Origin of the sequence: Bradyrhizobium sp. CCBAU 11357, assembly GCF_028128865.1 — a bacterium.
Lineage (GTDB): Bacteria > Pseudomonadota > Alphaproteobacteria > Rhizobiales > Xanthobacteraceae > Bradyrhizobium.
Map to the genome: position 1 here is coordinate 1 of NZ_LBJW01000100.1, position 25,149 is coordinate 25,149.

The 25,149-nt window shown below is 65.5% G+C and carries 22 protein-coding genes; 10 read left to right on the forward strand and 12 right to left on the reverse strand.

Features of this window, described 5'->3' with window-relative positions; all coding sequences use genetic code 11:
- Positions 1 to 206: 206 nt before the first annotated feature.
- The 4 genes from hflX to XI05_RS17895 form a co-directional block, all read right to left on the reverse strand.
- Positions 207 to 1,589 (reverse strand): GTPase HflX, encoded by a 1,383-nt coding sequence (hflX, locus tag XI05_RS17880; protein WP_271504014.1) that lies wholly within the window; start codon positions 1,587 to 1,589, stop codon positions 207 to 209.
- Between the two features lie 11 nt (positions 1,590 to 1,600).
- Positions 1,601 to 1,849: an RNA chaperone Hfq gene (gene hfq / locus XI05_RS17885; RefSeq protein ID WP_007591126.1), complete on the reverse strand. Its 249-nt coding sequence runs from the start codon at positions 1,847 to 1,849 to the stop codon at positions 1,601 to 1,603.
- 249 nt (positions 1,850 to 2,098) lie between these two features.
- Positions 2,099 to 3,469 (reverse strand): nitrogen assimilation response regulator NtrX, encoded by a 1,371-nt coding sequence (gene ntrX, locus XI05_RS17890; RefSeq protein WP_172788962.1) that lies wholly within the window; start codon positions 3,467 to 3,469, stop codon positions 2,099 to 2,101.
- Between the two features lie 17 nt (positions 3,470 to 3,486).
- On the reverse strand, positions 3,487 to 5,907 hold the full coding sequence (locus XI05_RS17895) for a sensor histidine kinase (protein WP_271504016.1): 2,421 nt from the start codon (positions 5,905 to 5,907) through the stop codon (positions 3,487 to 3,489).
- 176 nt (positions 5,908 to 6,083) lie between these two features.
- Here XI05_RS17895 and XI05_RS17900 point away from each other — a divergent pair, with 176 nt between their 5' ends.
- Positions 6,084 to 6,230 (forward strand): hypothetical protein, encoded by a 147-nt coding sequence (locus tag XI05_RS17900; protein WP_271504018.1) that lies wholly within the window; start codon positions 6,084 to 6,086, stop codon positions 6,228 to 6,230.
- A gap of 165 nt (positions 6,231 to 6,395) precedes the next feature.
- On the opposite strand, the gene ntrC is transcribed toward XI05_RS17900, so the two are convergent.
- The 3 genes from ntrC to dusB are packed head-to-tail and all read right to left on the reverse strand — an operon-like array spanning position 6,396 to position 10,021.
- A complete protein-coding gene (gene ntrC / locus XI05_RS17905; protein ID WP_025036261.1) occupies positions 6,396 to 7,838 on the reverse strand; it encodes a nitrogen regulation protein NR(I) in 1,443 nt (480 codons plus the stop codon).
- 9 nt (positions 7,839 to 7,847) lie between these two features.
- Positions 7,848 to 9,023, reverse strand: coding sequence for a two-component system sensor histidine kinase NtrB (locus tag XI05_RS17910; RefSeq protein ID WP_172788966.1), 1,176 nt, complete (start codon positions 9,021 to 9,023; stop codon positions 7,848 to 7,850).
- Positions 9,020 to 10,021: a tRNA dihydrouridine synthase DusB gene (gene dusB / locus XI05_RS17915; RefSeq protein WP_271504389.1), complete on the reverse strand. Its 1,002-nt coding sequence runs from the start codon at positions 10,019 to 10,021 to the stop codon at positions 9,020 to 9,022. The genes XI05_RS17910 and dusB overlap by 4 nt, the downstream gene beginning before the upstream one ends.
- Before the next feature lie 277 nt (positions 10,022 to 10,298).
- Between dusB and XI05_RS17920 the strand changes: the two genes are divergently transcribed.
- Complete coding sequence (locus tag XI05_RS17920; protein WP_271504020.1) at positions 10,299 to 11,480, forward strand: bifunctional 2-C-methyl-D-erythritol 4-phosphate cytidylyltransferase/2-C-methyl-D-erythritol 2,4-cyclodiphosphate synthase; 1,182 nt, start codon at positions 10,299 to 10,301, stop codon at positions 11,478 to 11,480.
- 4 nt (positions 11,481 to 11,484) lie between these two features.
- Complete coding sequence (locus tag XI05_RS17925; protein ID WP_271504021.1) at positions 11,485 to 12,093, forward strand: CinA family protein; 609 nt, start codon at positions 11,485 to 11,487, stop codon at positions 12,091 to 12,093.
- Between the two features lie 6 nt (positions 12,094 to 12,099).
- Here the strand turns inward: XI05_RS17925 and XI05_RS17930 are convergent, their stop codons facing one another.
- Positions 12,100 to 12,882: a mechanosensitive ion channel family protein gene (locus XI05_RS17930; protein ID WP_271504025.1), complete on the reverse strand. Its 783-nt coding sequence runs from the start codon at positions 12,880 to 12,882 to the stop codon at positions 12,100 to 12,102.
- Positions 12,883 to 13,860: 978 nt separating this feature from the next.
- Between XI05_RS17930 and XI05_RS17935 the strand changes: the two genes are divergently transcribed.
- Genes XI05_RS17935 through XI05_RS17960 form a run of 6 tightly spaced genes read left to right on the forward strand, consistent with a single transcriptional unit; the run spans position 13,861 to position 19,004 of the window.
- Positions 13,861 to 14,568, forward strand: coding sequence for a c-type cytochrome (locus XI05_RS17935; protein ID WP_271504027.1), 708 nt, complete (start codon positions 13,861 to 13,863; stop codon positions 14,566 to 14,568).
- A gap of 8 nt (positions 14,569 to 14,576) precedes the next feature.
- Positions 14,577 to 15,818, forward strand: a complete 1,242-nt coding sequence (locus XI05_RS17940; RefSeq protein WP_271504029.1) for a cytochrome c — start codon at positions 14,577 to 14,579, stop codon at positions 15,816 to 15,818.
- A gap of 16 nt (positions 15,819 to 15,834) precedes the next feature.
- Entirely contained in the window at positions 15,835 to 16,011 is a 177-nt protein-coding gene (locus XI05_RS17945) for a hypothetical protein (RefSeq protein WP_271504031.1), read from the forward strand.
- Entirely contained in the window at positions 16,008 to 16,577 is a 570-nt protein-coding gene (locus XI05_RS17950) for a cytochrome C oxidase subunit II (RefSeq protein WP_172789076.1), read from the forward strand. Before XI05_RS17945 ends, XI05_RS17950 begins: the two co-directional genes overlap by 4 nt.
- Entirely contained in the window at positions 16,564 to 18,189 is a 1,626-nt protein-coding gene (locus tag XI05_RS17955; RefSeq protein WP_271504033.1) for a b(o/a)3-type cytochrome-c oxidase subunit 1, read from the forward strand. The genes XI05_RS17950 and XI05_RS17955 overlap by 14 nt, the downstream gene beginning before the upstream one ends.
- Complete coding sequence (locus XI05_RS17960) at positions 18,189 to 19,004, forward strand: c-type cytochrome (protein ID WP_271504035.1); 816 nt, start codon at positions 18,189 to 18,191, stop codon at positions 19,002 to 19,004. The genes XI05_RS17955 and XI05_RS17960 overlap by 1 nt, the downstream gene beginning before the upstream one ends.
- Before the next feature lie 155 nt (positions 19,005 to 19,159).
- Here the strand turns inward: XI05_RS17960 and XI05_RS17965 are convergent, their stop codons facing one another.
- Both XI05_RS17965 and lipA read right to left on the reverse strand, forming a co-directional pair.
- Entirely contained in the window at positions 19,160 to 19,630 is a 471-nt protein-coding gene (locus XI05_RS17965) for a type II toxin-antitoxin system RatA family toxin (RefSeq protein WP_271504037.1), read from the reverse strand.
- Positions 19,631 to 19,636: 6 nt separating this feature from the next.
- A complete protein-coding gene (gene lipA / locus XI05_RS17970) occupies positions 19,637 to 20,593 on the reverse strand; it encodes a lipoyl synthase (protein WP_271504040.1) in 957 nt (318 codons plus the stop codon).
- A gap of 130 nt (positions 20,594 to 20,723) precedes the next feature.
- Here lipA and XI05_RS17975 point away from each other — a divergent pair, with 130 nt between their 5' ends.
- On the forward strand, positions 20,724 to 21,326 hold the full coding sequence (locus tag XI05_RS17975; RefSeq protein ID WP_271504042.1) for a DNA-3-methyladenine glycosylase: 603 nt from the start codon (positions 20,724 to 20,726) through the stop codon (positions 21,324 to 21,326).
- Between the two features lie 2 nt (positions 21,327 to 21,328).
- Here XI05_RS17975 and XI05_RS17980 read toward each other — a convergent pair whose 3' ends face one another.
- Positions 21,329 to 24,205, reverse strand: a complete 2,877-nt coding sequence (locus XI05_RS17980; protein ID WP_271504044.1) for a valine--tRNA ligase — start codon at positions 24,203 to 24,205, stop codon at positions 21,329 to 21,331.
- A 140-nt stretch (positions 24,206 to 24,345) separates the two neighbouring features.
- Positions 24,346 to 25,107: a PopZ family protein gene (locus tag XI05_RS17985; RefSeq protein WP_271504045.1), complete on the reverse strand. Its 762-nt coding sequence runs from the start codon at positions 25,105 to 25,107 to the stop codon at positions 24,346 to 24,348.
- Between the last annotated feature and the right edge of the window lie 42 nt (positions 25,108 to 25,149).

A 25,149-nucleotide genomic window follows, 5' to 3' on the forward strand; every position in this document is an offset into this window, starting at 1 on the left:
AGTTTGAATCAGAAATCGCCCCCTCTGGGAACCCCGATTCCAGTCAAAAACAACATGCTCTAGCTCTGCGTCGACCCGCGAACGCCAATTCGTGGTGGGCAAAGCGAAGCGTGCCCACCATGTCGAATCCACGCGGGGAGAGATGGTGGGCACGGCGCTCACGCGCCTTTGCCCATCCTACGAGGGCTGCGTTTGGACGACAGCTGTTACGCCGGCAGATGCGGCACGGCGTCGAACCTCGACACCACGATATCCCGCTTGGTCTCGTCCACCCGCACGGTCATGTCGAAGCGGCCGTCGTGCAGCTCCTTCGACAGCACCTCGGCATTGCGGTGCAGCCAGCTGATGCCGGCGCCGTCGGCGGCGTCGATCGAGAGATCGAGCGTGGTGCGCTTGGCGGCCAGGCGTTGCTCGATCGCGGCGAGCAGAGCATCGATGCCCTCGCCCGACACGGCTGAGACCAGCATCGCCGGATGATCCTCCGGCCTGCGCGCGGCAATGTTGAGCAGCTCTTCACGTTGCTCGGGATCGAAACGGTCGATCTTGTTCCAGACCTCGATGATGCGGCCGGAATCGTCCGGGTTGATGCCGAGCTGGCGCAGCACCGCGTCGACGTCGCTCTGCTGCGCCTCGGCGTCCTCATGCGAGATGTCGCGGACATGCAGGATGACGTCGGCCTCCAGCACCTCCTCCAGCGTGGCGCGGAAGGCGGCGACGAGCTGCGTCGGCAGGTTGGAGATGAAGCCGACGGTGTCCGACAGCATGGCCTTGCCGCCATGCGGCAGGTTGAGCGCCCGCAAGGTGGGATCGAGCGTCGCAAACAGCATGTCGGCCGCCTGCACCTCGGCGCGGGTCAGGCGATTGAACAGCGTCGACTTGCCGGCATTGGTGTAGCCGACCAGCGCGACCACGCGATACGGCACGCGTTGGCGGCCGGCGCGATGCAGCCGCCGCGTCGCCTGCACCTTTTTCAGCTCGCTCTCCAGCTTGGAGATGCGCTCCTGGATCAGGCGGCGGTCGGCCTCGATCTGGGTCTCGCCGGGGCCGCCCATAAAGCCGAAACCGCCGCGCTGGCGTTCGAGATGGGTCCAGGAGCGCACCAGGCGCGAGCGCTGGTAGTTGAGATGCGCCAGCTCGACCTGCAGCGAGCCTTCCCTGGTCTTGGCGCGGCGGCCGAAGATTTCGAGAATGAGCCCGGTGCGGTCGAGCACCTTGGCGTGCCATTCCTTCTCGAGGTTGCGCTGCTGGATCGGCGACAGCGCGCAATCCATCACCACGAGCTCGACCTCGAGGGTCTTGATCAGCCCGGCGATCTCCTCGACCTTGCCCTTGCCGATATAGGTCGCGGGCCGGATCTGGCTGACCGGGGCGACGATGGCGTCGGCAATGACGAGATCGATCGCGCGCGCGAGGCCGACGGCTTCATCGAGCCGGGCCTCGGTGTCTCGCAAGGCATGAGTCTCCGATTGCGCGTCGGCACCGCCCGCGCGCACGCGCAAGTAGGGGCCGATGACAAGCACCCGCCCCGTCTGCGTAGCCCCTGCCGACCGTGGACGGTCGGCATCCCCGTCGAAGTTCCGGGGTTCCAATCAGATCACTCTCAAGCCGGCTGGTCCTCGCCGCCTTCGAACAGCTGAATCGGAGCGCCCGGCATGATGGTCGAGATCGCATGCTTGTAGACGAGCTGCGAATGACCGTCGCGCCGAAGCAGCAAACAGAAATTGTCGAACCAGGTCACGATGCCCTGGAGCTTCACTCCGTTGACCAGAAAGATCGTCAGTGGCGTCTTGGTTTTGCGAACGTGATTTAGGAAGGTGTCCTGTAGGTTTTGTGCGCGGTCTGCCGCCATTGTTTTTTTCTCGCTTTGAGTTTCTTTTTATTGCGCCGGATGCGGCCCTCTTTGTGGAGTTCGGGGCCTCCTCCGGTTGCTGTTCCTCATGAGATCCCCCTCGGAAGGAACAGCGGTTCGATTAGAGGACAGGTCGGGATATTAGGCAAGCCGCTTCAAGCGGCAGGCCCGGCCCTATTGCCCCGAAAAATTACGGAAATCGATGATTTTCTTCGCCTATTGTCGAGATGCCGCCGCGGCGTCGCAGCCTTAGCCGACGCCGAGCGCTTTCAACTTCCGGTGCAAGGCCGAACGTTCCATGCCAACGAACTCGGCCGTTCGGGAAATATTTCCTGAGAAACGGCTGATCTGTGCAATCAAATAGTCGCGCTCGAACACTTCGCGTGCCTCGCGCAGCGGCAGGCCCATGATGTGCTCGCCATTGTTGCTGGTCGGCATCGCCGGCACCATCGAGCCGACATCCTGCGGCAGCATGTCGGCGGTGATGATGACCTCCGGCCCACCGGCGGCCAGAATCATGACTCTTTCAACGTTATTGCGGAGCTGACGCACATTGCCGGGCCAGACATGCGATTGCAGCACCGCCATCGCGTCCTGACCGATCTGGCGCCTGGGCAGGCCGCTGCCGGCCGAGATCTGCTCCATGAAATAGTCGATCAATTCCGGAATGTCCTCGCGCCGCTCCGATAGTGCGGGCACGCGGATCGGCACCACCGAGAGCCGGTGGTAGAGATCCTCGCGGAAGCGGCCGGCCGTGATCTCCTCTTCGAGATTGCGGGCGGTCGATGAGATGATGCGCACGTCGACCTGCACCTTGGCGGTACCGCCGACGCGCTGGAACGACTGCTCCACCAGCACGCGCAGGATCTTGTTCTGGGTCTCGCGCGGCATGTCCGCGATCTCGTCGATGAACAGCGTGCCGCCATGCGCTTCTTCGAGCGCGCCAGGCTTGCGCGGCTGCTCGCCGTTGGACTGCTCGACGCCGAACAGCTCATGCTCCATCCGCTCCGGCGTGATCGCGGCGGCGTTGATGACGACGAAGGGACCGTCGGCGCGGCCCGAGGCGGCATGCAGCGTGCGCGCGGTCAGCTCCTTGCCGGCGCCGGCGGGGCCGACGATCAGGATGCGGCTGTTGGCCTTGGCGGCCCGCTCGATGGTCTGGCGCAGCTGGTTCATGCTGGGCGAGCGGCCGACCAGCTGGCTGGCGCTCGGCGCGAGCTGCTTCAGCTCCTTGACCTCGCGCTTCAGCCGCGAGTTCTCCAGCGCCCTGGTCGCGACCAGGATGAGGCGGTCGGCCTTGAACGGCTTCTCGATGAAATCGTAGGCGCCGCGCTTGATCGCGGCGACCGCGGTCTCGATGTTGCCGTGGCCGGAGATCATCACGACGGGCAGATCGGCATTGTCCTTCTTGACCTGCTCAAGGAGCTGCAGGCCGTCGAGCTTGGAGCCCTGCAGCCAGATGTCGAGGAATACCAGGTGCGGCCGGCGATTGGCGATCTCGGCAAGCGCCGAGTCGCTGTCGCGTGCAGTCCTTGTGACGAATCCCTCGTCTTCGAGAATGCCCGCAACGAGATCCCGAATATCGGCCTCATCATCGACAATCAGAATTTCACTTGCCATGGATCGCGCCTGTCTTGTCAGCTGCCTGTTGAGGCTTTGATTTTGGTTGAATCATTGGTCTTATCAGCCGGCTCTTTGGTTCCGGCGGCCGGCTCTTTTGTTGCCTCGTTCGCGACGGATTCCGTCACCGTTTGCGTGATGTCGGCTTTGGAGGTCGTCTCGGTCGCGGCGTCGGCCGCAGGCACTTGCTCCGTTGTCGCGGACTTCGCGGGTTGCCCTGAGACGGCAAAGCGCATACGCATCCAGGCGCCGCGCTGACCTGCACGGAAGTCGGAGGCATCCTTCAGCTCGATCCGCCCGCCATGGTCTTCCAGCACGCGGCCGACGATGGCGAGCCCGAGGCCGGTGCCCTTGGCGCGCGTGGTGACGTAGGGCTCGAGCAGGCGCGAGCGCGCGACCTTGGGCAGGCCGATACCGTTGTCGATGACGTCGATCAGCACGTCGTCGCCCTCGCGCGACACCACGACGTCGATACGGCCCTTGCCACCGTCCTTGCCGAGCTCCTCGGGCGGGACCTGCTCGATCGCTTCGGTGGCGTTCTTGACGATGTTGGTGACCGCCTGCGAGATCAGCCGCCGGTCGAACTGGGCGCGCAGCGGATCCTGCTTGAACTCGGCCTCGATGTCGATCTCGGGATGGGCGACCTTCATCAGGAACACCGCCTGGCGCACGGTGTCGGCGACGTCCTCGCCCTCCATCACCGGCTTGGGCATCCGCGCAAAGCGCGAGAACTCGTCGACCATGCGCCTGATGTCGTCGACCTGGCGCACAATGGTGTCGGTGCACTGATCGAAGATCTGCTTGTCCTTGTCCTCGGTGATGGTCTTGCCGAACTTGCGGCGGATGCGCTCGGCCGAGAGCTGGATCGGCGTCAGCGGGTTCTTGATCTCGTGGGCGATGCGGCGCGCGACGTCGCCCCAGGCCGAGGTGCGTTGCGCCGAGACCAGCTCGGTGATGTCGTCGAGCGTGATGATGTAGCTGTCGTGCGGCTGGTTCTTCTCGGCGCTGACGCGGACCGACAGGTTGCGCTCGGTGCCGTCGCGGGTGATCGTGATCTGGCCCTGCACCAGGCGCTGGGTCCCTTCCCGCGCCGTCTTCATCATCTCGTCGAGCTCGGGCAGCACGTCGGAGAGCGGATGGCCGAGCGTCTCGGCTTCGGAGTGACCGATCAGCTTCTCGGCGGAGCGATTGAGGATGCCGACGCTGCCGGACGCGTCGACGCCGATGATGCCGGCGCTCGCCGATGACAGCACCGCTTCGATGAAGCGGCGGCGGCTGTCGATGAGGTCGCTGGCGCTCACGAGTTCGTCGCGCTGGCTGCGCAATTCCTGCGTCATCTTGTTGAAGGTCTCGCCCAGTTGGGCGAGATCGCCTTCCGACTGGTGCACCGCCACCTGGACGTGCAGGTCGCCGGTCGAGACCGTGTGGGCCGCATTCATCAGCCGCCGGATCGGCGAGACCAGCGAGTTGGCGAAGTTGAGACCGATCAGCACCGAAGCCATCAGGATGGTCAGCGCGATCACCGCGAACATCAGCGCGAAGGCGACCTGGATACCGAGCCGGCGCGATTCGATCTGGGCGTATTCGGCGACGCTGACCTCGGTCTGCTTGAGCTGATTGACGACATTCGGATCGAGCGGCCGGGCGACATAGAGGAAGGTGTCGTTGAAGGCACGCAGGCGGATCACCGCGGCGACGAAGCTCGCATCTGGGAGCACCGCGATCTCGGGCTCGGCCTCGTTGACGTTGCTGAGAAAGTCGGGCGCGGGCGGCGAATAAGCGAGCCGCATGCCGGTGTCGGCGGATTCCAGAATATTGGTGTTCTTGTCGATGATCATCGCGCCCGGCAGGTTGCGGGACGCGGCGCTCGCCGTCAGCATCTCGCGAAACGTGCGGCGGTCCTGGTCATAGAGCGGCCGGGCATGGGCGATGTCGTTGGCCATGCCGAGAATGTCGCCGCGGATCAGCTGCGCATGGTCCTGCATATAGGCCCGCGCGATCGTCAGCGAGTTCTGGATGACCTGCTTGGTCGGCCCGGAGAACAGCCGGTCGAGGCCGCGCTCGATGGTGACATTGGCCACGACGGCAACCAGTACCGCCGGCAGCACCGCAACGATCGAGAACAGGCTGACGATCTGGACGTGAAGACGCGCCGCCGCCCTGCCCCGCCGCCGCGCCAGGATCAGCTGCCAGAGTTCCCGGATGATGATCCCGACCAGCAGCAGGATCGTAGCGGCATTGATCAGATAGAATGTGCGGACAACCCCGGGTGTCGGCTCGATCGTGCTCAGACCGGTCAGGACCAGGAAGGTCAGGAAGGCCGACAGCAGCGCCAGCGCGACGGCAAAGGGCGCCAGCCAGCGTCGCACCGACCAACGCCGGGGCTCTTCCGCTGGGGCCGTGTCAAAGTGTGCGGCCGAGGTCTCTGCGCTGGTCATTCCGGCAATGGCGGTGCTGAAAACGGGTCCGCGGACGCGCGGATACTGATGTATTCGTACCACATTGTTGCCAAATTGCGACAATTCCGCGGCGTGTCGGCCGCGGCGGACCGGCGCAATCCACAGGCACATGCGGGAGGACGGGAACGGAATCCCGCCATTCCGGCTTGATCAGCATGGATAAGATCTGTCTCGCGACGATGGTTTCGGCCGTTCTGCTGCTGATCGTGGCCTCCGACCTCTTGGTCAACGGCCTCGGCCTTAAGCAGGACCCGGTGAATCTCGCCAGCGTGATGCCGGCATCCGGCCGGCTGGTCAGATAGATGTGATGCCGCGCGCTGCGGCCAAACAAATTTAAATGGACGACCGGAACATTTGGGCCCAGCGCGGACTTCTGCTCACCGCGTCAGCCACAACGGCCAGCGCGATCCGGACAGGCTCAGCTCTGCCTTGGTAGGGGGAGCTGAGCCACCGGCCGCTTCGAAAGATTAGCCCCCGCTCCGATACACCTGGATGTCGAGATCCCGGATCTTCTTCCGCAGCGTGTTGCGGTTGAGGCCGAGCAGGTCCGCGGCGCGGATCTGGTTGCCGCGCGTGGCGGCGAGCGCCGCCGTGAGCAGCGGCACCTCGATCTCCTTGAGAATGCGGTGATACAGGCCCGGCGGCGGCACGCCGTTCGGGAAGCCTTGGAAGTGCGAGGACAGATACGCCTCCACCGCGCCGCCGAGATTGTCGACGCCCTGCTGGACCGCGGCGCCCGGGCTGACCGAGGGCGGTGCGAGCTCGCCGTCGATGACGGAGGCCGTGATCACGTCCTGCGGATAGAGCGCGGCGAGGCGCCGGGCGAGATTCTCGAGCTCGCGCACGTTGCCGGGCCAGCGGTGCTGCTTCAGCCGCTCCAGCGCCAGGGTGTCGAGCTTCTTCGGCGGCAGGCCGTCCTTCTCGGCCAGCGTGAAGAAGTGCCGCACGAGGTCCGGCAAGTCCTCGATGCGCTCGCGCAACGGCGGCAGCCGCAGCGGCACGACGTTGAGGCGGAAGAACAGGTCTTCCCGGAACAGGCCCTGCTGGATCAGGACGCGCAAATCCTTGTTGGAGGCCGCGACGATGCGCACGTCGGTCTTGATCGGGGTGCGGCCGCCGACGGTGGTGTATTCGCCCTGCTGCAACACACGCAGCAGGCGGGTCTGCGCCTCCATCGGCATGTCGCCGATCTCGTCCAGGAACAGCGTGCCGCCCTCGGCCTGCTCGAACCGGCCGGAGGCGCGGGTGTTGGCGCCGGTGAAGGCACCGCGCTCGTGGCCGAATAGCTCGGACTCGATGAGATCGCGCGGAATCGCCGCCATGTTCACCGCGACGAACGGGCCGTTGCGGCGCTTGCCGTAATCGTGCAGCGCGCGCGCCACCAGCTCCTTGCCGGTACCGGACTCGCCCGTGATCATCACGGTGAGGTCGGTCTGCATCAGGCGCGCCAGCACGCGGTAGATTTCCTGCATCGCCGGCGAACGACCGACCAGCGGGATCGCCTCCATCTCGGCGTCCTCATCCGGCGTCGAGGTCCGCTCCTTCGGCTCGGCCAGCGCGCGGCCGACGATCGCGATCAGCTCCTTCAGATCGAACGGCTTCGGCAGATATTCGTAAGCGCCGCGCTCGGAGGCGCGGATCGCCGTCATGAAGGTGTTCTGCGCGCTCATGACGATGACGGGCAGGTTCGGCCGCATCTTCTTGATCCGCGGCAACAGGTCGAAGGCGTTTTCGTCCGGCATCACCACGTCGGTGATGACGAGATCGCCCTCGCCCTGGCTGACCCAGCGCCACAGCGTTGCGGCATTGCCGGTCAGCCGCACTTCGTAACCGGCGCGGGACAGTGCCTGATTGAGAACGGTGCGGATGGCGGTATCGTCATCGGCTACGAGAATGCTACCTGCGGGCATTGTTAATCCTCATTTTGCCCCCTGTGACGCAGGCGACGACTTCCCGGCAGAGCCGTCGCGACTGCTTTGATCGGCGTGTTTGACCGATGTGGAATACATCGGCATCAGCACGCGGAAGGTGGTCTTGCGCGGCTGAGATTCGCATTCGATGATGCCCCCGTGATCGCCGACGATCTTGGCGACCAGCGCAAGGCCGAGACCCGAGCCGGTCTGCTTGGTGGTCACGAAGGGGTCGAACAGGTTGGGCAGAAGATCGTCGGGCACGCCGGGTCCGTTGTCCTTCACGCAGAATTCGAGCGGAAGGGATACCCGGGATTTTTGACCGGGGACTGACAGGCGCACACCGGGACGGAACGCGGTGGTGAGCTGAATCTCGGCGTCGGGCACGTCGATCAACGCTTCGGCGGCGTTCTTCACGAGATTGAGGAACACCTGGATCAGCTGGTCCTGGTTCGCCAGCACCGGCGGCAGCGAGGGATCGTAATCCTCGATGAAACGGATGTTGCGGGCAAAGCCCGACTGCGCCAGCCGCTTCACGTGATCGAGCACCGAATGGATGTTGACGGGGCCGCGCACCACGGGGCGCTCGTCGCCGAACACCTCCATGCGATCGACCAGCGTCACGATGCGGTCGGCCTCGTCGCAGATCAGCCGCGTCAGCATGCGGTCCTCGGACGAGGCCTGCTGCTCGAGCAGCTGTGCCGCGCCGCGAATGCCCGAAAGCGGATTCTTGATTTCATGCGCGAGCATGGCTGCTAGCGCTATCACCGAGCGCGCTGCGCTGCGGTGGGTGAGCTGCCGATCCATCTTGTCGGCGATGGTGCGCTCCTGCAGCATCACGACGATATGGCCGGGCCGCTCGGTGAGCGGCGCGACATGCAGGTCGACCTGGCGGTCGCCGCCCATGCGGGGCGTGCCGAGATCGACCTTGTATTCGTTGACCGGCGAGTTCGACGAGCGCACCTGGTCGATCAGCGCCAGCAACGGACTTCCGAACGGCACCAGCTCCTTCAACGACTGCCGCTTCAGGAATTGCGTCGAGATCTCGAAGAAGGCTTCGGTGGCGATGTTGGCGGCGACGATCTTGCCGTCCGGCCCAATCATGAGCACGGGGTTGGGCAAGGCATCCAGGATGGCGTCGCTGTCGGACTGAAGCGGCCGACGATGTTCAGCGGCTGAGCTCATGCAGCAGCGCTCCATGCGAAGTCGTCGAAGGCGTCTTGCAGTGAATCGTGAACGAGGCGCGGATCCTCCGAGACCAGGATTTTCTGCCGCCAGGATTTCAGCTTCTCGGCCGGCGCACGGCTCGCCTGCGCGGCGACGTCGAGCGCCCAGCCCAGATGCTTGCGGGCGTGCCTCAGCCCGATGCGCAGACCATAGAGCGCACAAACGCCGTCATAGAGCGTGCGGACATAATGCAGCTGCGTTTCGAGCGAGGGCGCGGCTTCCTCGGCCCCGCCTTTCAGGCGGCGGCCGATCTGGCCGGGCAGCCAGGGCTGGCCCTGTGCGCCGCGGCCGATCATCACGGCGTCGGCGCCCGAGGCGTCCAATGCCGCGAGCGCCTTCTCGTAGGAGGTGATGTCGCCGTTGACGACGAGCGGAATGGAGATGGCCTCGCGCACGGCGCGGATCGCATCCCAATCGGCCTCGCCCTTGTAGAACTGGCAGCGAGTGCGGCCATGGACGGTGACGAGCTTGACCCCGGCGGCCTCCGCGCGCCGCGCCAGCTCCGGCGCGTTGCGGCTGCGGTCGTCCCAGCCGAGACGCATTTTCAGCGTCACCGGCACCTTCACCGCCGCGATCGTCGCCTCGATCAGGCTGACGGCATGGTCGAGGTCGCGCATCAAGGCCGAGCCGGACTGGCCGCCGGTGACGTGGCGGGCGGGACAGCCCATGTTGAGGTCGATGATATCGGCGCCTTCCGCTTCGGCGATCCGGGCGCCTTCGGCCATCCAGTGCGTCTCGCAGCCGGCGAGCTGGACCACGTGCGGGCCGATGCCGGTGGCTTCGCAGCGCAACCGGGACATCCGGTGGCCGTTGGCGAGCTCATCGCTCGCAGTCATTTCGGACACGACGAGACCGGCTCCAAGCTCGGCAGCCAGCCGGCGGACGGGCGAGTCAGTCACACCCGACATCGGTGCCAGGAAGACCGGGGCGGCGACTTCAATATCGCCTATTTTCAACGGCTTAGAGCCTGATACTGCCGAGCCGGTCACGGGGGTCTCGTTGACTGGGCAGGGCCTCATCGCGCCTGCCATGATCTATCTTGCGCACAATTCTTGTGCAGTCAAGCGTCATGCCTACAGTTTAGACAGTTCTGTAGATCTTTCAAGTGCAGTGCAGCAAAATGCTGTTTCCCACAATCCGGGGAAACCCCCTTTTTTTGCGGGCCTGCCGTGCTAGAGGCATGCCGGCAAATCACCCCCTGCTCTTTCATTGGCAACTGAGTATTTGAGTCCTATGGCGAAATCACAACGCACCGCTGTCGTCCTCGTGGCGGCCGGACGCGGCCTGCGCGCCGGCGCCGGCGGCCCGAAGCAATATCGCGAGATCGGTGGCATGCCTGTGATCCGTCGCGCCATGGGAGCCTTCAGCCGCCATCCCGAGGTATCAGCAGTGCAGCCGGTGGTGAACCCCGACGACACCGCCATGTTCACGGCAGCGGTCGCAGGGCTCAGCCACGAGCCGCCGGCCAATGGCGGTGCCACCCGGCAGGCTTCGGTGCTCGCAGGTCTCGAAGCGCTGGCCAAGCACATGCCGGACATCGTGCTGATCCACGACGCCGCGCGGCCGTTCGTCTCGGAAGGCGTGATCTCGCGCGCGATCGAGGCGGCGGGCCGCACTGGTGCTGCGATCCCCACCGTTCCCGTCACCGACACCATCAAGGTCACCGGCGAAAGCGGCAACGTCGAGGCCACGCCGGACCGCGCTTCCTTGCGAATCGCACAGACGCCGCAATCCTTTCGTTTCGACGTCATCCTCGAGGCGCATCGTCGCGCGGCAAGGGATGGACGCTCGGATTTCACCGACGATGCCGCGATTGCCGAATGGGCGGGATTGACGGTTGCAACCTTTGAAGGCGATGTTGCCAACATGAAGCTCACCACTCCCGAGGATTTCGTGCGCGAGGAAGCGCGCCTGGCCGCCCAGCTTGGCGACATCAGGACCGGCACCGGCTACGACGTGCACGCCTTCGGCGAAGGCGATCATGTCATGATCTGCGGCGTGCGCGTGCCGCACACCAAGGGTTTTTTGGCTCATTCCGACGGCGACGTCGGCCTGCATGCGCTGGTCGACGCCATTCTCGGCGCGCTCGCCGACGGCGACATCGGCTCGCACTTTCCGCCGAGCGATGCGAAGTGGAAGGGCGCCTCCTCCGACCAGTTCCTGAAATATGCCATCGAGCGCGTCGCAGCGCGCGGCGGCCGCGTCGCCAATCTCGAAGTGACGCTGATCTGCGAGCGGCCGAAGATCGGTCCGTTGCGCGACACCATGCGCGCGCGCATCGCCGAGATCTCCGGCGTCGACATCTCGCGCGTCGCGGTAAAGGCGACCACCAGCGAGCGGCTTGGCTTCACCGGCCGTGAGGAAGGCATCGCGGCCACCGCGAGCGCCACCATCCGCCTGCCCTGGGGCGTGTGAGGCCATGGGCGGCAGCGACGCACGCGCCCTCTCCCGCTCGCTGCTCGATCTGTGTCGGATGCGCAAGCTGACGATCGCGACCGCCGAATCCTGCACCGGCGGTCTCGTTGCGGGCGCGCTGACCGACATTCCCGGCTCGTCCGATGTCATCGACCGCGGCTTCGTCACCTATTCCAACGAGGCCAAGCGCGCGATGCTTGGCGTCGAGGCGAGCACGCTTACGAATTTCGGTGCGGTGAGCAAGGAGACCGCGACCGCGATGGCGATCGGTGCGCTGGAGCGCGCCGATGTCGATCTCGCCGTCGCCATCACCGGTATCGCCGGCCCGGGCGGCGCCACGCCCGGCAAGCCGGTCGGTCTCGTGCACTTCGCCGCAGCCGCGCGCGACGGCCGCATCATCCACCGCGAGCACCGCTTCGGCGCCATCGGCCGCAGCGCGGTGCGCGCCCGCTCGGTTGTCGAGGCGCTGCGCATGCTGATGGATCTGGCCCGCGGCCCGCAAGTCGCGGCCAAGCCGCAACGTGCCGCGGCAAGCCGCCTGCGCCCCCGCGTGACCCGCTCGCCGCGCCGGCATGTGGTGAAGCGCCGGCCGCCACGTTCGCCGCGGGGATAAAACGCCTCAGGCCGCCGCCGCAAGCAACGCGCCCGCATGATCGAGGACGCACTGCTTGACCGCGTCGGCTTCAGACGGCTTCGCCTTCGCGCTGACGGTCAATTCAAGGATCGGCGCCGCGGGATTTGCGACATCGAGGACCTTGGTGACGGAGACGGCAGGTTGCGCCTGATCGTCAATGCGGGAGTCGTTGCGCAACTCCCTCAAGATGCGATCCGCAAGCGTATTGGCCGCGCCCGCGGGGACCGGAAACGCGACCTTGACCTCGCCCGTGCCAGGATAGGCGCTGTGGTTGATGATGGCCGCGCCCCAGACCTGTCCATTCGGCAACAGGATCTGCGTGTTGTCGGGCGCGACGAGCTCGGTCATGAACAGCGACAGCGACCTCACCTTGCCCGCCTTGCCGGCGACCTCGACATCGTCGCCGATGTGAAACGGCCGGAACAAGAGCAGCATCACGCCGGCGGCGAGATTGGACAACGTGCCCTGCAAGGCGAGACCAATGGCGAGCGAGGTCGCGCCCAGCACGGCGACCAGGCTCGCCGTCTGGATTCCGAAGAGCTGCAGCACGGCGATGCCGACGACCGCGAGCATGCCATAGCGCGCAAGGCTGCCCACGAACAGCGTCACCAGCGGGTCGACGCGGTGCGTGACGCTGAGCACGCGCGTGACGAAGCGCTGCATCGCACCGGACAGATACCAGCCGACCGCGAGCAGCAGGATCGCGTAGATCGCGTTCAGGCCATACAGGACAAGCGACGCTTTCAGCGTGTCGAAATTGATGGTCATGGCGGCTCCAACCCGGACAGTCGGTTGAGAACGCGCCGCGATGCGAAATGATCCCCGCGACGGCTGAGGCGGAACACGGGAGGAAACTCTTGGTAGGGTGGATTAGCCGACCAGATGCGCCACGCGCATCTGGTCGGCGCAATCCACCTCGTCTGTCCCCGCGGCGGCAGACATGGTGGATTGCGCCTTCGGCACATCCACCCTACGAGATCTTGTGTTGCCCGACGGGCAAAACACTCAAGCGAGCGGTCAATCCACCCTCGCGAAAATATTCGCCTTTACAGAATTTCGGCTTTGTCGCATTCTCGTCGCACCTCATCCCTTGTCAGAGGGGCGTATCGCGATCGTCACGAACGCGGGGTGAGCTGCGGTGGACGCATGTCACATCGGCGCGAAGGGTTCGCAGGGCGGGCAACCGTGAGCGAAAACCGTCGCGCACACGACCGGTGTGATTTGCGTACGGCAAAACCGTGTCGTCCTGGCGCCCGGGGTCTGTGCGCCAAGTCTTGCGGTGATGTGGCGGTCCAACCGGACGCGCGCGTCAGTTATCTGCAAGGCGACGGGGGCAATAGTGCATCGCTCCCCGGGGAGAACTCGGCATAAGCCGTCAAACCACTGCGCAGGGAAGGCCGGTTGTTGGGCTTCACCTGTATGCCGCTGTGCAGCCTCTTGTAGCGCAACCTTCGCACAGTGGACCGTGGGTGCCCGGCCGGCACCCGGTCTTCCCTGCGCCTTCTGACATTTGAGGGCGTCATGACAACGCAAAGCTCGGGCAGGAACTGTCGCGAGGCTGCAGCGTTATGTTCCGTTTTCAGAAAGCATGCAAATTCGTCGATTCCGATCGGAATGCCCATGCGAACGGCGCGACTAAACCTGATCGCTGGTGTCCGATCTTGCACGGAAAAATATTGGCGCAATAATGCCGACTTAGGTTGTGCTCCGGAATCAACCGGACCAGCATCGTGGAGGGCGACGCAATTGTTCGCTCGCGTCGCGGCCTCGGCCGCCGTGATCATCACTTTGGCCGCCATTGATGGTGCGTCCGCGCAAATGGCCAACCAGCCGCCGGACACGATGGCAGCGCGGGTGGAGGCGTGCACGCCCTGTCACGGCAACAAGGGCGAAGGCACCAGCGACGTCTATTTCCCGCGCCTCGCGGGCAAGCCGGCCGGCTATCTCTACAACCAGCTTCTCGCCTTCCGCAGCGGCCGGCGCAAATATCCACCGATGAACTATCTCCTGGAGTTTCTGCCCGATCCGTATCTGCAGGCAATGGCGGAGTATTTTGCCAACGAGCATCCGCCACTGCCGCAGCCGGCGCCGAGCGAGGTCAGCAAGGACGTCCTCGCACAGGGCGAACAGCTCGCCACCAGCGGCGATGCCAATCGCAACATTCCGGCATGCGTGAGCTGCCACGGCCCCGACCTGACCGGCATGCAGCCAGGCATCCCCGGCCTGTTGGGCTTGCGCGCCGCCTATATCAGCGCACAGCTCGGCGCCTGGCGTTACGGCACCCGTACGGCCAAGTCGCCGGACTGCATGCAGCTCGTCGCCGGTCATCTCACCGAGGCCGACGTGACGGCCGTGGCCGCCTGGCTCGCGACGCGGCCTGCGCCCGCCAACCCGGCCCCCCTCCCGAGAGGCACCTACGCCCTGCCCTTCGGCTGCGGCAGCCAGCCCAACTGACGAGGCGGATGATGGTCTCGAAACTGTCGATCACGCTCTTTGCCATCGTCGCGCTCACGACAATTGCGCACGCGCAGGACAAGAGCAGCGATGTCGTCGCGCGCGGCGAATATCTCGCCCGCGCCGGCGATTGCACGGCGTGCCACACTGCACCCGAGGGACGCCTGTTCGCCGGCGGCCGGCCTATGCCGACCCCGTTCGGCACGCTTTACACCTCCAACATCACGCCGGATCCCGACACGGGGATCGGCAAATGGAGCGCCGACGATTTCTACAAGACCATGCACAGCGGCCGCTTCCCGGACGGCGGGCTGATCTATCCAGCGATGCCGTTCGCCTCCTACACCAAGGTCACGCGCGCCGACAGCGACGCGATCTACGCCTATCTGCGCTCGATTCAGCCTGTGAACCAGAAGAACAAGCCGCACGAGCTGCGCTTCCCCTACGACAATCGCCAGCTCATCCTCGGCTGGCGCACGTTGTTCTTCACCGAGGGCGAGTTCAAGCCGGATCCGAAGAAATCGGCGGAATGGAATCGCGGCGCCTACCTCGTCGAGGGCCTCGGCCATTGCGGCATGTGCCATTCGCCGATCAACGCGCTCGGCGGCACCTCGCAATCGGACGCCTTCAAGGGCGGCCTGATCCCGATGCAGAATTGGTACGCGCCGTCCCTCACCTCAAACCGCGAAGCGGGGCTCGGCGACTGGAGCATCAAGGACATTACCGACCTGCTCCAGACCGGCGTCTCCATGCGCGGCGTCGTTTACGGCCCGATGGCCGAGGTCGTGCACAACAGCCTGCAATATCTCAGCGACGAGGACACGCGCGCCATGGCGGTGTACCTCAAGAGCATTGCGGAGCCCTCGCCGTCGCCGCCGGCAAGCTCGACGCTGCCGACCAGCGAGAGCAGCCTCTTGATCAGCCTCGGCAAGACCGTTTACGACAAGCACTGCGCGAGCTGTCACGGCGTTCAGGGCGAAGGCAAGCCGCCGCACTGGCCGCCGCTCGCCAACAACCAGTCGATCGAGATGCAGTCGGCGGTCAATCCGATCCGCATGGTACTCAATGGCGGCTATCCGCCGGGCACCAAGGGCAACCCGATGCCCTACGGCATGCCGCCGTTTGCGGGGCTCCTGTCCGATAACGAGATCGCTGCCGTCGTCTCCTACATCCGCACCGCCTGGGGCAATCGCGGCACGCCGGTCTCGGCGCGCGAGGCCAACGAGCTGCGCTCCGCACCGCTGAACTGAGACCCAGAGATCCGTCATGATCAATTCCGACCCGCCGACCAGCCCAGCCGCCGCCGACCAGGCGGTCGACGACGTCGTCGCCCAAGGCCCGTCCGGGGCGATCGTGCTTGCCGGCATCGCCACGGCCTGCGTCGTCGCAATGTGGTTTGCCTTCTACCTGTTCGTCTTCCTGCCGCGCGGACCGCTGCAATGAGCGCCCAGGACACTCACGCCAGCGCCAGCGCCGAGGTCGCGGCCCGCGTCGAGCGGCGCTGGGCGACCATTGCCGTGATCATCATCGTGATGATGGCGCTGCTCGCGGCATTCGCCGGCATCCATCGCGCGACCATGCCGCAGCCGCGCGTCGAAACGACCGATCCATCCCGGCTGCATCTCTCAGGCGAATTCGTCGAGAGCAATCTCGGCAGTGTGCTCGAGGCGAACGGCAATGTGACCGTGCGCGCGATCGGCCAGCAATATTCCTTCACACCGGCCTGCATCCTGGTGCCTGCGGACACGCCGATCACGCTGCGCGCCACCAGCGCCGACGTCGTGCACGGCATCCTGATCCAGGGCACCAACGTCAACGCCATGCTGGTGCCGGGCTACATCTCCGAACAGCTCATGCGTTTCACGAAGACCGGCGATTATCTGATGCCCTGCCAGGAGTTTTGCAGCTTTGGCCACGAAGGCATGTGGGGCAAGGTCAAGGTGATCGACAAGGCCGAATTCGCCGGTCGTGCGAAGGGTGGCGGGAGGCTGAGCTGTGTTGGCCAATAGGAAGCTCATCCTCGCCCATTTCTGGCTCGCTTTTGCGGTGTTCGGCATCGCCCTCGCGCTCGGCGCCTGGCAGATGTTCATCCGCAGCCCGATCGGCACCTGGCTGTCCAATCCCGAACTGTACTACCGCTCGCTGACCGCGCATGGCACGGTGATGGGCTACGTTTTCCCGACGCTCGTCGCGATGGGTTTTGGCTACGCGATCAGCGAGTCCGCGCTGGAGCAGCGCCTGGTCGGCGTGCGCTGGGCCTGGACCGGATTCTGGCTGATCGTCGCCGGCAGCGTCATGGCGGTGATCCCGATCGCGCTCGGCCGCGCCTCGGTACTCTATACCTTCTATCCGCCGCTGATCGGCAACGTGTTCTACTATCTCGGCGTCGTGCTGGTCGTGGTCGGCTCGTGGATCTGGGTTGCGCTGATGTCGGTCAATCTGCGCGTCTGGCGCAAGGCGAATCCCGGCGCACCGGTGCCGCTCGCCATGTTCGCCAATGTCGCCGGCTCGTATTTGTGGGCCTGGACCGCTGTCGGCGCCGCGCTCGAGCTGCTGCTCCAGATCATTCCGGTCGCGGCGGGGCTGAAGAGCACGATCGACGCCGGCCTCGCCCGTGTGTTCTTCTCCTGGACGCTGCATGCCATCGTCTATTTCTGGCTGATGCCGACCTACATCGCCTATTACACCATCGTGCCGCGCGCGATCGGCGGGCGGGTCTATTCCGACACCATGGCGCGGATCTCCTTCATCCTGTTCCTGGTGGTCGCGATGCCGATCGGCATGCACCATACCTTTGCCGATCCGCAGGTCGGCGCCGGCTTCAAGTTCATCCATTCGGCCTTCACCGCGTTGGTCGCGCTGCCGACGCTGCTGACCGTGTTCACGATCTGCGCCTCGGTCGAGATCGCTGCGCGGCTGCGCGGCGGCGGGCGCGGCCTGTTCGGCTGGATCAGGGCCCTGCCCTGGGACAATCCGATGATGCTGGCGCTGGCCTTCTCGTTCGTCATGCTCGGCTTCGGCGGCGCCGGCGGCCTGATCAACATGAGCTATCAGCTCGATGCGTCCATCCACAATACGCAGTGGATCACCGGCCATTTCCACCTGATCTTCGGCGGCGCCATCGTGATCATGTATTTCGCGATCGCCTATGATCTGTGGCCGCATCTGACCGGCCGCGAGCTGATCGACCTCCGCCTGATCCGGACCCAGCTCTGGCTGTGGTTCGTCGGCATGATGGTCACCACCTTCCCGTGGCACTGGGTCGGCATTCTGGGCATGCCGCGCCGCATGGCCTATTTCGACTTCGCCGATCCAGCGATCGCGCCGCAGGCGCTCTCCGTCACCCTTTCGGCGATCGGCGGCTTCATCCTGTTGACCTCGGGGGTTGTGTTCCTGGTCATTCTCGCGCGCGGCATGCGCACGCCGCAGGCTGACGCCGGGCCCTATCGGTTTGCGCTGGCCGTGCACCAGCCGGCGACCGTGCCGGTCGCGCTCAACACCTACGCCCTGTGGGTCGGGCTGATGATCGCGCTCACCCTCACCAATTACGGCTACCCGATCCTGACGCTGGCGCTGAACGAAGGCACCTCGGTGCCGGCCGTCTATGTGGGAGCGCAGTGATGAGCGCGCGCGACCTCTTTAGCCTCCGTAACCCGCATTTTACGACGGCTGTCGGCGTCACCGCCGCGATCCTCATCGTGACCGCGATCGGCGGCTTCATCGTGCTGCCGTTCGCGCAGCCCTGGGTCCAGTTCGCCAATGTCTGGGATGCGATCTGTAGTGCCGCCGGCCTGCCACAGCGCGCGGCAACCGTCACGGCGCCCGAGCAGACCAAGCGTCTGTCCGCGGTCGTGCTCACCTCCAATACGCTCTCACGGCCGAGCCAGGAGGCGATTGGCCGCGGCGCGACGCTGGCACAGCGTTGCGCCATCTGCCACGGCCCTACCGGCATCAGTCGCGCGGACTCCCCCAACCTTGCGGGCCAGTATGCCGCGGTCATCTACAAGCAGCTGCACGACTTCCGCTCGGGCGCGCGCACCAATGCCGTGATGTCGCCGTTTGCGGTCAATCTGACCGACCAGGAGATCGCCGATCTCTCTCACTATTATGCCTATCTGCCGCGGCTGCCGGCCTATCATCCGACGCCGCAACTGCCGAAGCCCAACATCGTCATCTATGGCGCGCCGATGCGCGGGATCGCGCCCTGCGGCTCCTGCCATGGCAGCCTCGACAACAAGACCGGTAGCCCGTGGCTCGAAGGACAATCGGAGACGTACATGAAGGCGCAGCTTCAGGCCTTCGCGTCAGGCGAGCGCCGCAACGACATCAGCCAGCAGATGCGCAACATCGCGCGCGCGATGACGCCGCAGGATATCGAGCAGGCGGCGGCGTATTACGCCTCGCAGCCGCCGGATGTGGTGAAGGCGGTGGATTGAGGAAGGCCTCGTGCCCCGGACGCAGCGCAGCGCCCCTTCAGCGGTGCGCTGCAGAGCCGGGGCCCATCTATCGAGTGAGGAGTCTGTCGCTATGGGTCCCGGCTCTGCGCAGCAACGCTAAGGGCGTTGCAGCGCGTCCGGGACATGAGAGTTACCTACGTCGATGCCACCTTCGGCCGACCGTAGATCGCGTCCGCCCGTTTCTCGAACGCCGTCGAGAACCGCGCAAAGGCGGCATCGAACATCGAGCCCATCAGCATCGCCAGCATGCGGCTCTTGAATTCGTAGGCGAGGAAGAAGCCGACGTCGCAGACGCCCTCTCCCTTGGGCTCGAACGTCCAACGATTTTCCAGATTCCTGAACGGACCTTGCAGGTATTCGACGAGGATTTTCAGATTGGCGCGGTCGAGCGTCACGCGGCTGGTGAAGGATTCCTTGACCAGCTTGAACGACACCGTCATGTCGGCGACCAGCACCTCGGTGCCGTCGGGCTTCGCCATGCGCTGGCGCACCTTCAGCGCGCTGCACAGCGGCACGAATTCCGGGTAGCGCTCGACATCGGCGACCAGATCGAACATCTCGGACGCGCTGTGGTGGACACGGTGCTTGCTCGAAACTCGATGCATGGTACGTCAGCTGGCGTGAGCTGCCCGCGCAGCCTTCAGTCTCGCGAAATCCTCGCCGGCATGATGCGACGAGCGGGTGAGCGGGCTCGCCGACACCATCAGGAAGCCCTTGGTGTAGGCGATCTTTTCGTAGGACGAGAACTCGTCCGGCGGCACGTAGCGCATCACCGCGTGATGCTTGCGGGTCGGTTGCAAATATTGCCCGATGGTCAGGAAATCGACGTCGGCCGAACGCAGATCGTCCATCACCTGCTGCACCTCGTGGCGCTCCTCGCCGAGGCCGACCATGATGCCGGACTTGGTGAAGATGGTGGGATCGAGCTCCTTGACCCGCTGCAGCAGCCGGATCGAGTGGAAATAGCGCGCGCCGGGCCGCACCGTGAGATAGCGCGACGGCACGGTCTCGAGATTGTGGTTGAACACGTCAGGCTTCGCCGCAACAACGATTTCGAGTGCCCCCTCCTTGCGCAGGAAGTCGGGCGTCAGGATCTCGATCGTCGTCGAGGGACACGCGGCCCTGATGGCGCGGATGGTCTCTGCGAAATGCTCGGCGCCGCCATCAGCGAGGTCGTCACGGTCGACCGACGTGATGACGACGTGGGCGAGGCCGAGCTTGGCCACGGCCTCGGCGACGTTCTGCGGCTCGGCCGCATCCAGTGCGTTCGGCAGGCCGGTCTTGACGTTGCAGAAAGCGCAGGCCCGGGTGCAGGTGTCACCCATGATCATGAAGGTCGCGTGCTTTTTGTCCCAGCACTCGCCGATATTCGGGCAGCCCGCCTCCTCGCACACCGTATGCAGGCCGTTCGAGCGCACGATGTTGCGGGTGTCGGCGTAGCCGCGGGTGTTGGGCGCGCGCACGCGGATCCAGTCCGGCTTCGGCGGCGAAGCGGAATCCGGGCGATTCACCTTTTCGGGGTGGCGTGGGCGCAGCGGGTTCGCGATGGTATCGACAATAACGACCATGGGGTGTCCGGTCTGTTCAGGTCCTACCTAGTCGGTCTGGCCCGGCATCGCAACCCGGCTCGCCCCGCTTCAGGGAACATGGCAGATATGGGCAATATCCTGCTCTGTTCTCAGGCGATTCTCACCTCGAATGGCTCCAATCTCGAAGACTTCTCCACCGCGGCTCGGCAAGCCCCTGAAGCGCGCCTTCTTCGGACGCAGCGTGCACGAGGTCGCACCCGACCTGATCGGTGCCACCATGCTGGTCGACGGTGTCGGCGGCATCATCGTCGAGGTCGAGGCCTATCATCATACCGACCCGGCCGCGCACTCCTACCGCGGGGCGACGCCGCGGAACCGGGTCATGTTTGGCCCGCCCGGCTTTGCCTATGTCTACCGCTCCTACGGCATCCATTGGTGCGTGAACTTCGTCTGCGAGGAGGAAGGCTCGGCCAGCGCCGTGCTGATCCGTGCGCTGGAGCCGACCCATGGCCTGGCTGCGATGCGCCGACGCCGGCACCTGCAGGACGTGCATGCGCTGTGCTCGGGCCCGGGCAAGCTGACCGAGGCACTCGGCATCACCATCGCGCACAACGCCCTGCCGCTGGATCGGCCGCCGATCTCGCTGCATGCGCGGACGGAGGAGATGGAGGTCGCAACCGGCATCCGCATCGGCATCACCAAGGCGGTCGAGCTGCCCTGGCGCTACGGCGTCAGGGGCTCGAAGTTTCTGAGCAAGCCGTTTCCGAAGTAGCCCTAAGACGCCTGCTTCAGCCGCTCCAGCGCCTCCAGCAGCTTGGCCTTGCGAGCCAGCGCCGACTCGCGCTTTTCGCGCTCCTCCTCGACGACCTCCTCGGCCGCGTTGGCGACGAACTTTTCGTTGGCCAGCTTGGACTCGGCACGCTTGATGTCGGCCTCGGCCTTGGCGATCTCCTTGTCGAGACGCGCGCGCTCGGCGGCGACGTCGATCACGCCCTTGAGCGGCAGCGCGGCGACTTCACCGCGCACCAGCAGCTGGACCGCCCCGTCAGGCGCGCGGTCGGCGAACGAGATGTCCGACAGCCGCGCCATGCGCTTGATGACATCGGTCCAGCGCGGCGCGCGCTCCTTCGTCTCGGCGGAGGCACCGGCGAGCACCAGCGCCGTCAGCGTTGCCGGCGCGATGTTCATCTCGGCGCGCACCGAGCGGATCTGCGTGACGAGGTCGATGACCCAGCCGATCTCCGCCTCGGCAGCCGGATCGGTGAAATCGGCATGATCGAAGATCGGCAGCACCCAGGCCGGCGAGACGAGCGCATCGGTCGGTCCCGTGGTCACCGCGAGCATCGCGAGCTGCTCCGGCGTCGGCTCGACCGGCCTCAGCGGCCACGGTGCCAGCGCGAGCAGGCCGTCGCGCTTGGCCGTGACCTCCCACAGCTCTTCGGTGATGAAGGGCATGAAGGGATGCAGCAGCTTCAGAATCTCGTCGCGCGCCCAGGCGACCATGGCGCGGGTCTCGTCCTTGGCAGGGCTGTCCGGACCGAGCAGCACGGGCTTGGCGAGTTCGACATACCAGTCGCAATAGACGTTCCAGACGAAGCGGTAGATGCTGCCGGCGGCATCGTTGAAGCGATAGGCCTCGATCGCCTCGGTCACCTCGCGCGTGGTGTGGGCGGTTTCATGCGCGATCCAGCGGTTCAGCGTCTCCTTTGCCTTCGCCGGCTCGAAGCCTTCCGGCACGGCGCAGTGGTTCATCTCCGCGAAGCGGCACGCGTTCCAGAGCTTGGTCGCGAAATTGCGGTAGCCTTCGACGCGGCTGGTGGCGAGCTTGATGTCGCGGCCCTGCGCTGCCATCGCCGCCAGCGTGAAGCGCAGCGCGTCCGCGCCGTATTCGTCGATCAGGTGGAGGGGATCGATGACGTTGCCCTTCGACTTCGACATCTTGGCGCCCTTCTCGTCGCGGACGAGGGCGTGGATGTAGACGGTCGAGAACGGCACCTCCTTCATGAAGTGCAGGCCCATCATCATCATGCGGGCGACCCAGAAGAAGATGATGTCGAAGCCGGTCACCAGCGCATTGGTCGGGTAGTAGCGCTGCACCTCGGGCGTGTCGTCGGGCCAGCCGAGCGTCGAGAACGGCCACAGCGCCGAGGAGAACCAGGTGTCGAGCACGTCCTCGTCGCGGGTGATGAAGCCTTCGCGCTTGTTGCGGTCGAGCGCCATCTCGCGGCCCTGCTCGGCCGTGATGACCTCCTGCTCGACGTAATAGCCGAGCGCGTGGCTGGCGGCCTCCTCCTCGGTCTCGGCGACGAACACCTTGCCGTCCGGCCCGTACCAAGCCGGGATCTGGTGGCCCCACCAGAGCTGGCGCGAGATGCACCAGGGCTGGATGTTCTCCATCCAGTCGAAATAGGTCTTTTCCCAATTCTTCGGCACGAACGTCGTTTCGCCCGAACGCACCGCGGCGATCGCAGGTCTCGCCAGCGTCTTGGCGTCGACGTACCACTGGTCGGTCAGGTAGGGCTCGATCACGCTGCCAGAGCGATCGCCGTGCGGCACCATGTGGGTGTGGGGCTCGATCCGCTCGACGAAGCCGAACGATTCCAGCCGCTCGACGATGCGCTTGCGCGCGGCGAAGCGGTCGACCTTGTGGAACTCCTCGGCGAATTGCGCGGCGCCTTCGGGCAGGTCGCGCAGATAGTCCTCGTTGTCGAGGAGATCGAGGCAGCCTTCCCTGTCGAGCACGCTGATGCGACGCAGGCCGTGGCGATTGCCCACCTCGAAATCGTTGAAGTCGTGCGCCGGCGTCACCTTCACGGCGCCAGAGCCCTTCTCAGGATCGGAATACTCGTCGGCGACGATCTGGATCTTGCGGCCGACCAGCGGCAGGACGACGTTCTTGCCGATCAGCTTCTGATAGCGCTCATCCTCCGGATGCACGGCCACGCCGGTATCGCCGAGCATGGTCTCGGGGCGCGTGGTGGCGACGACGATGAAGCTCGAAGGATCTTCGGGGCTGAAGGTCTTGCCCTCGATCGGGTAGCGCAGATACCAGAGGCTGCCCTTGACCTCGGTCTGCTGCACCTCGAGATCCGAAATCGCAGTGAGCAGCTTGGTGTCCCAATTCACCAGCCGCTTGTCCTTGTAGATCAGGCCCTCGCGGTGCAGTTCGACGAACACCTTGATGACGGCCTTCGACAGCCCCTCGTCCATGGTGAAGCGCTCGCGCGACCAGTCGCAGGACGCACCGAGCCGCTTGAGCTGGTTGATGATGGTGTCGCCGCTCTCGGCCTTCCACTGCCAGACCCGCTCCAGAAACTTCTCGCGGCCCATCTCGCGGCGGCCGGGCTGCTGACGCTCCATCAGCTGCCGCTCGACCACCATCTGGGTGGCGATGCCGGCATGGTCGGTGCCGGGCTGCCACAGCACGTCGCGGCCGCGCATGCGCTCGAACCGGCACAGGATGTCCTGCAGCGTGTTGTTGAGGGCGTGGCCCATGTGCAGCGAGCCCGTCACGTTCGGCGGCGGGATCACGATGGTGAAGGGCACGGCATCACGGCGGTCGGGCCGGCCAGCCTTGAACGCAAGGCTGTCCTCCCACACCACGGACATGCGGGTTTCGATATCGGCGGGCTGGTAATTTTTCTCGATCATGGGGCTGCTAGAAAGCCGCGGGAGGGGGCCAAGTCAACGAAAAGGTCAGGGAAAAGCGAGGCGGCAACGGCGCTTCCCGCCCCGGTCCGGGCCCGGATATGACATCCAAGCCGGGCTTTATGAGGGCCCGTCGGCCGCCCTCAGCGGCCGCCGCGCGAGACCCGCTCGATTTCGGCCTTCACGATGCGTTCAACGAGGCCCGGCAGGTTGTCGTCGAGCCAGGACTTCAGCATCGGCCGCAGCATCTCCTTGACCAGGTCCTCCAGCGTCCGCGCGTTGCTGCTGAGCACCGTATGGGCCAGGGAGTTGAAGGCGGATTCGACCGCGGAGACCGTCGATTGCGCGAGGATCGGCTGCTGCGGGGGCAGCGGCGGCGCGTCGAAGTCCACCGGCGCGTAGGACGGCGGCGGAGCGGGCCGCGGCGGTTCGGCGAATTCGAGATCGTCGCGCGGTTCGACCTTGCGGAAGCTTGGCGGCGGCGGAGGCGGCGTCGGGTCCATCGCCATGTCGTCGGTCAGCTCGAGCACGTCCGGCTCGGGCTCGGGCTCCGGCTCGGGCGCGCGGACCTCGGGCGCAGGTGTGGCCGCATCGAGACCCGCCAGCAACGCGTCGATATCGTCCTGGCTGTTGGATGCGTCCGCCGCGGGCGCCGGTGGCGGCGCCGGCTTTGCGGCCGGCGGCGGTGCCGCAGGCTTCTCGGCAGCGGGTTTGGGTGGAGCGACCTTGGATGGCGGAATGTCGTTCATCGCCTGCGGCTTCGCCGACGCGGCGGGAGCGGCAGCCTTCTCGGGCTTGGCGGCCTCCGCTGGCGGGGGCTTTGCCTCATCGTCGGCAATGATGCGCCGGATCGAGGCCAGAATCTCCTCCATGGAGGGTTCTGTGACCTTTGCAGGCTGCGTCATCTCCGACTCCACATCATCAACGCCCTCGCATGCGTTGTTTTA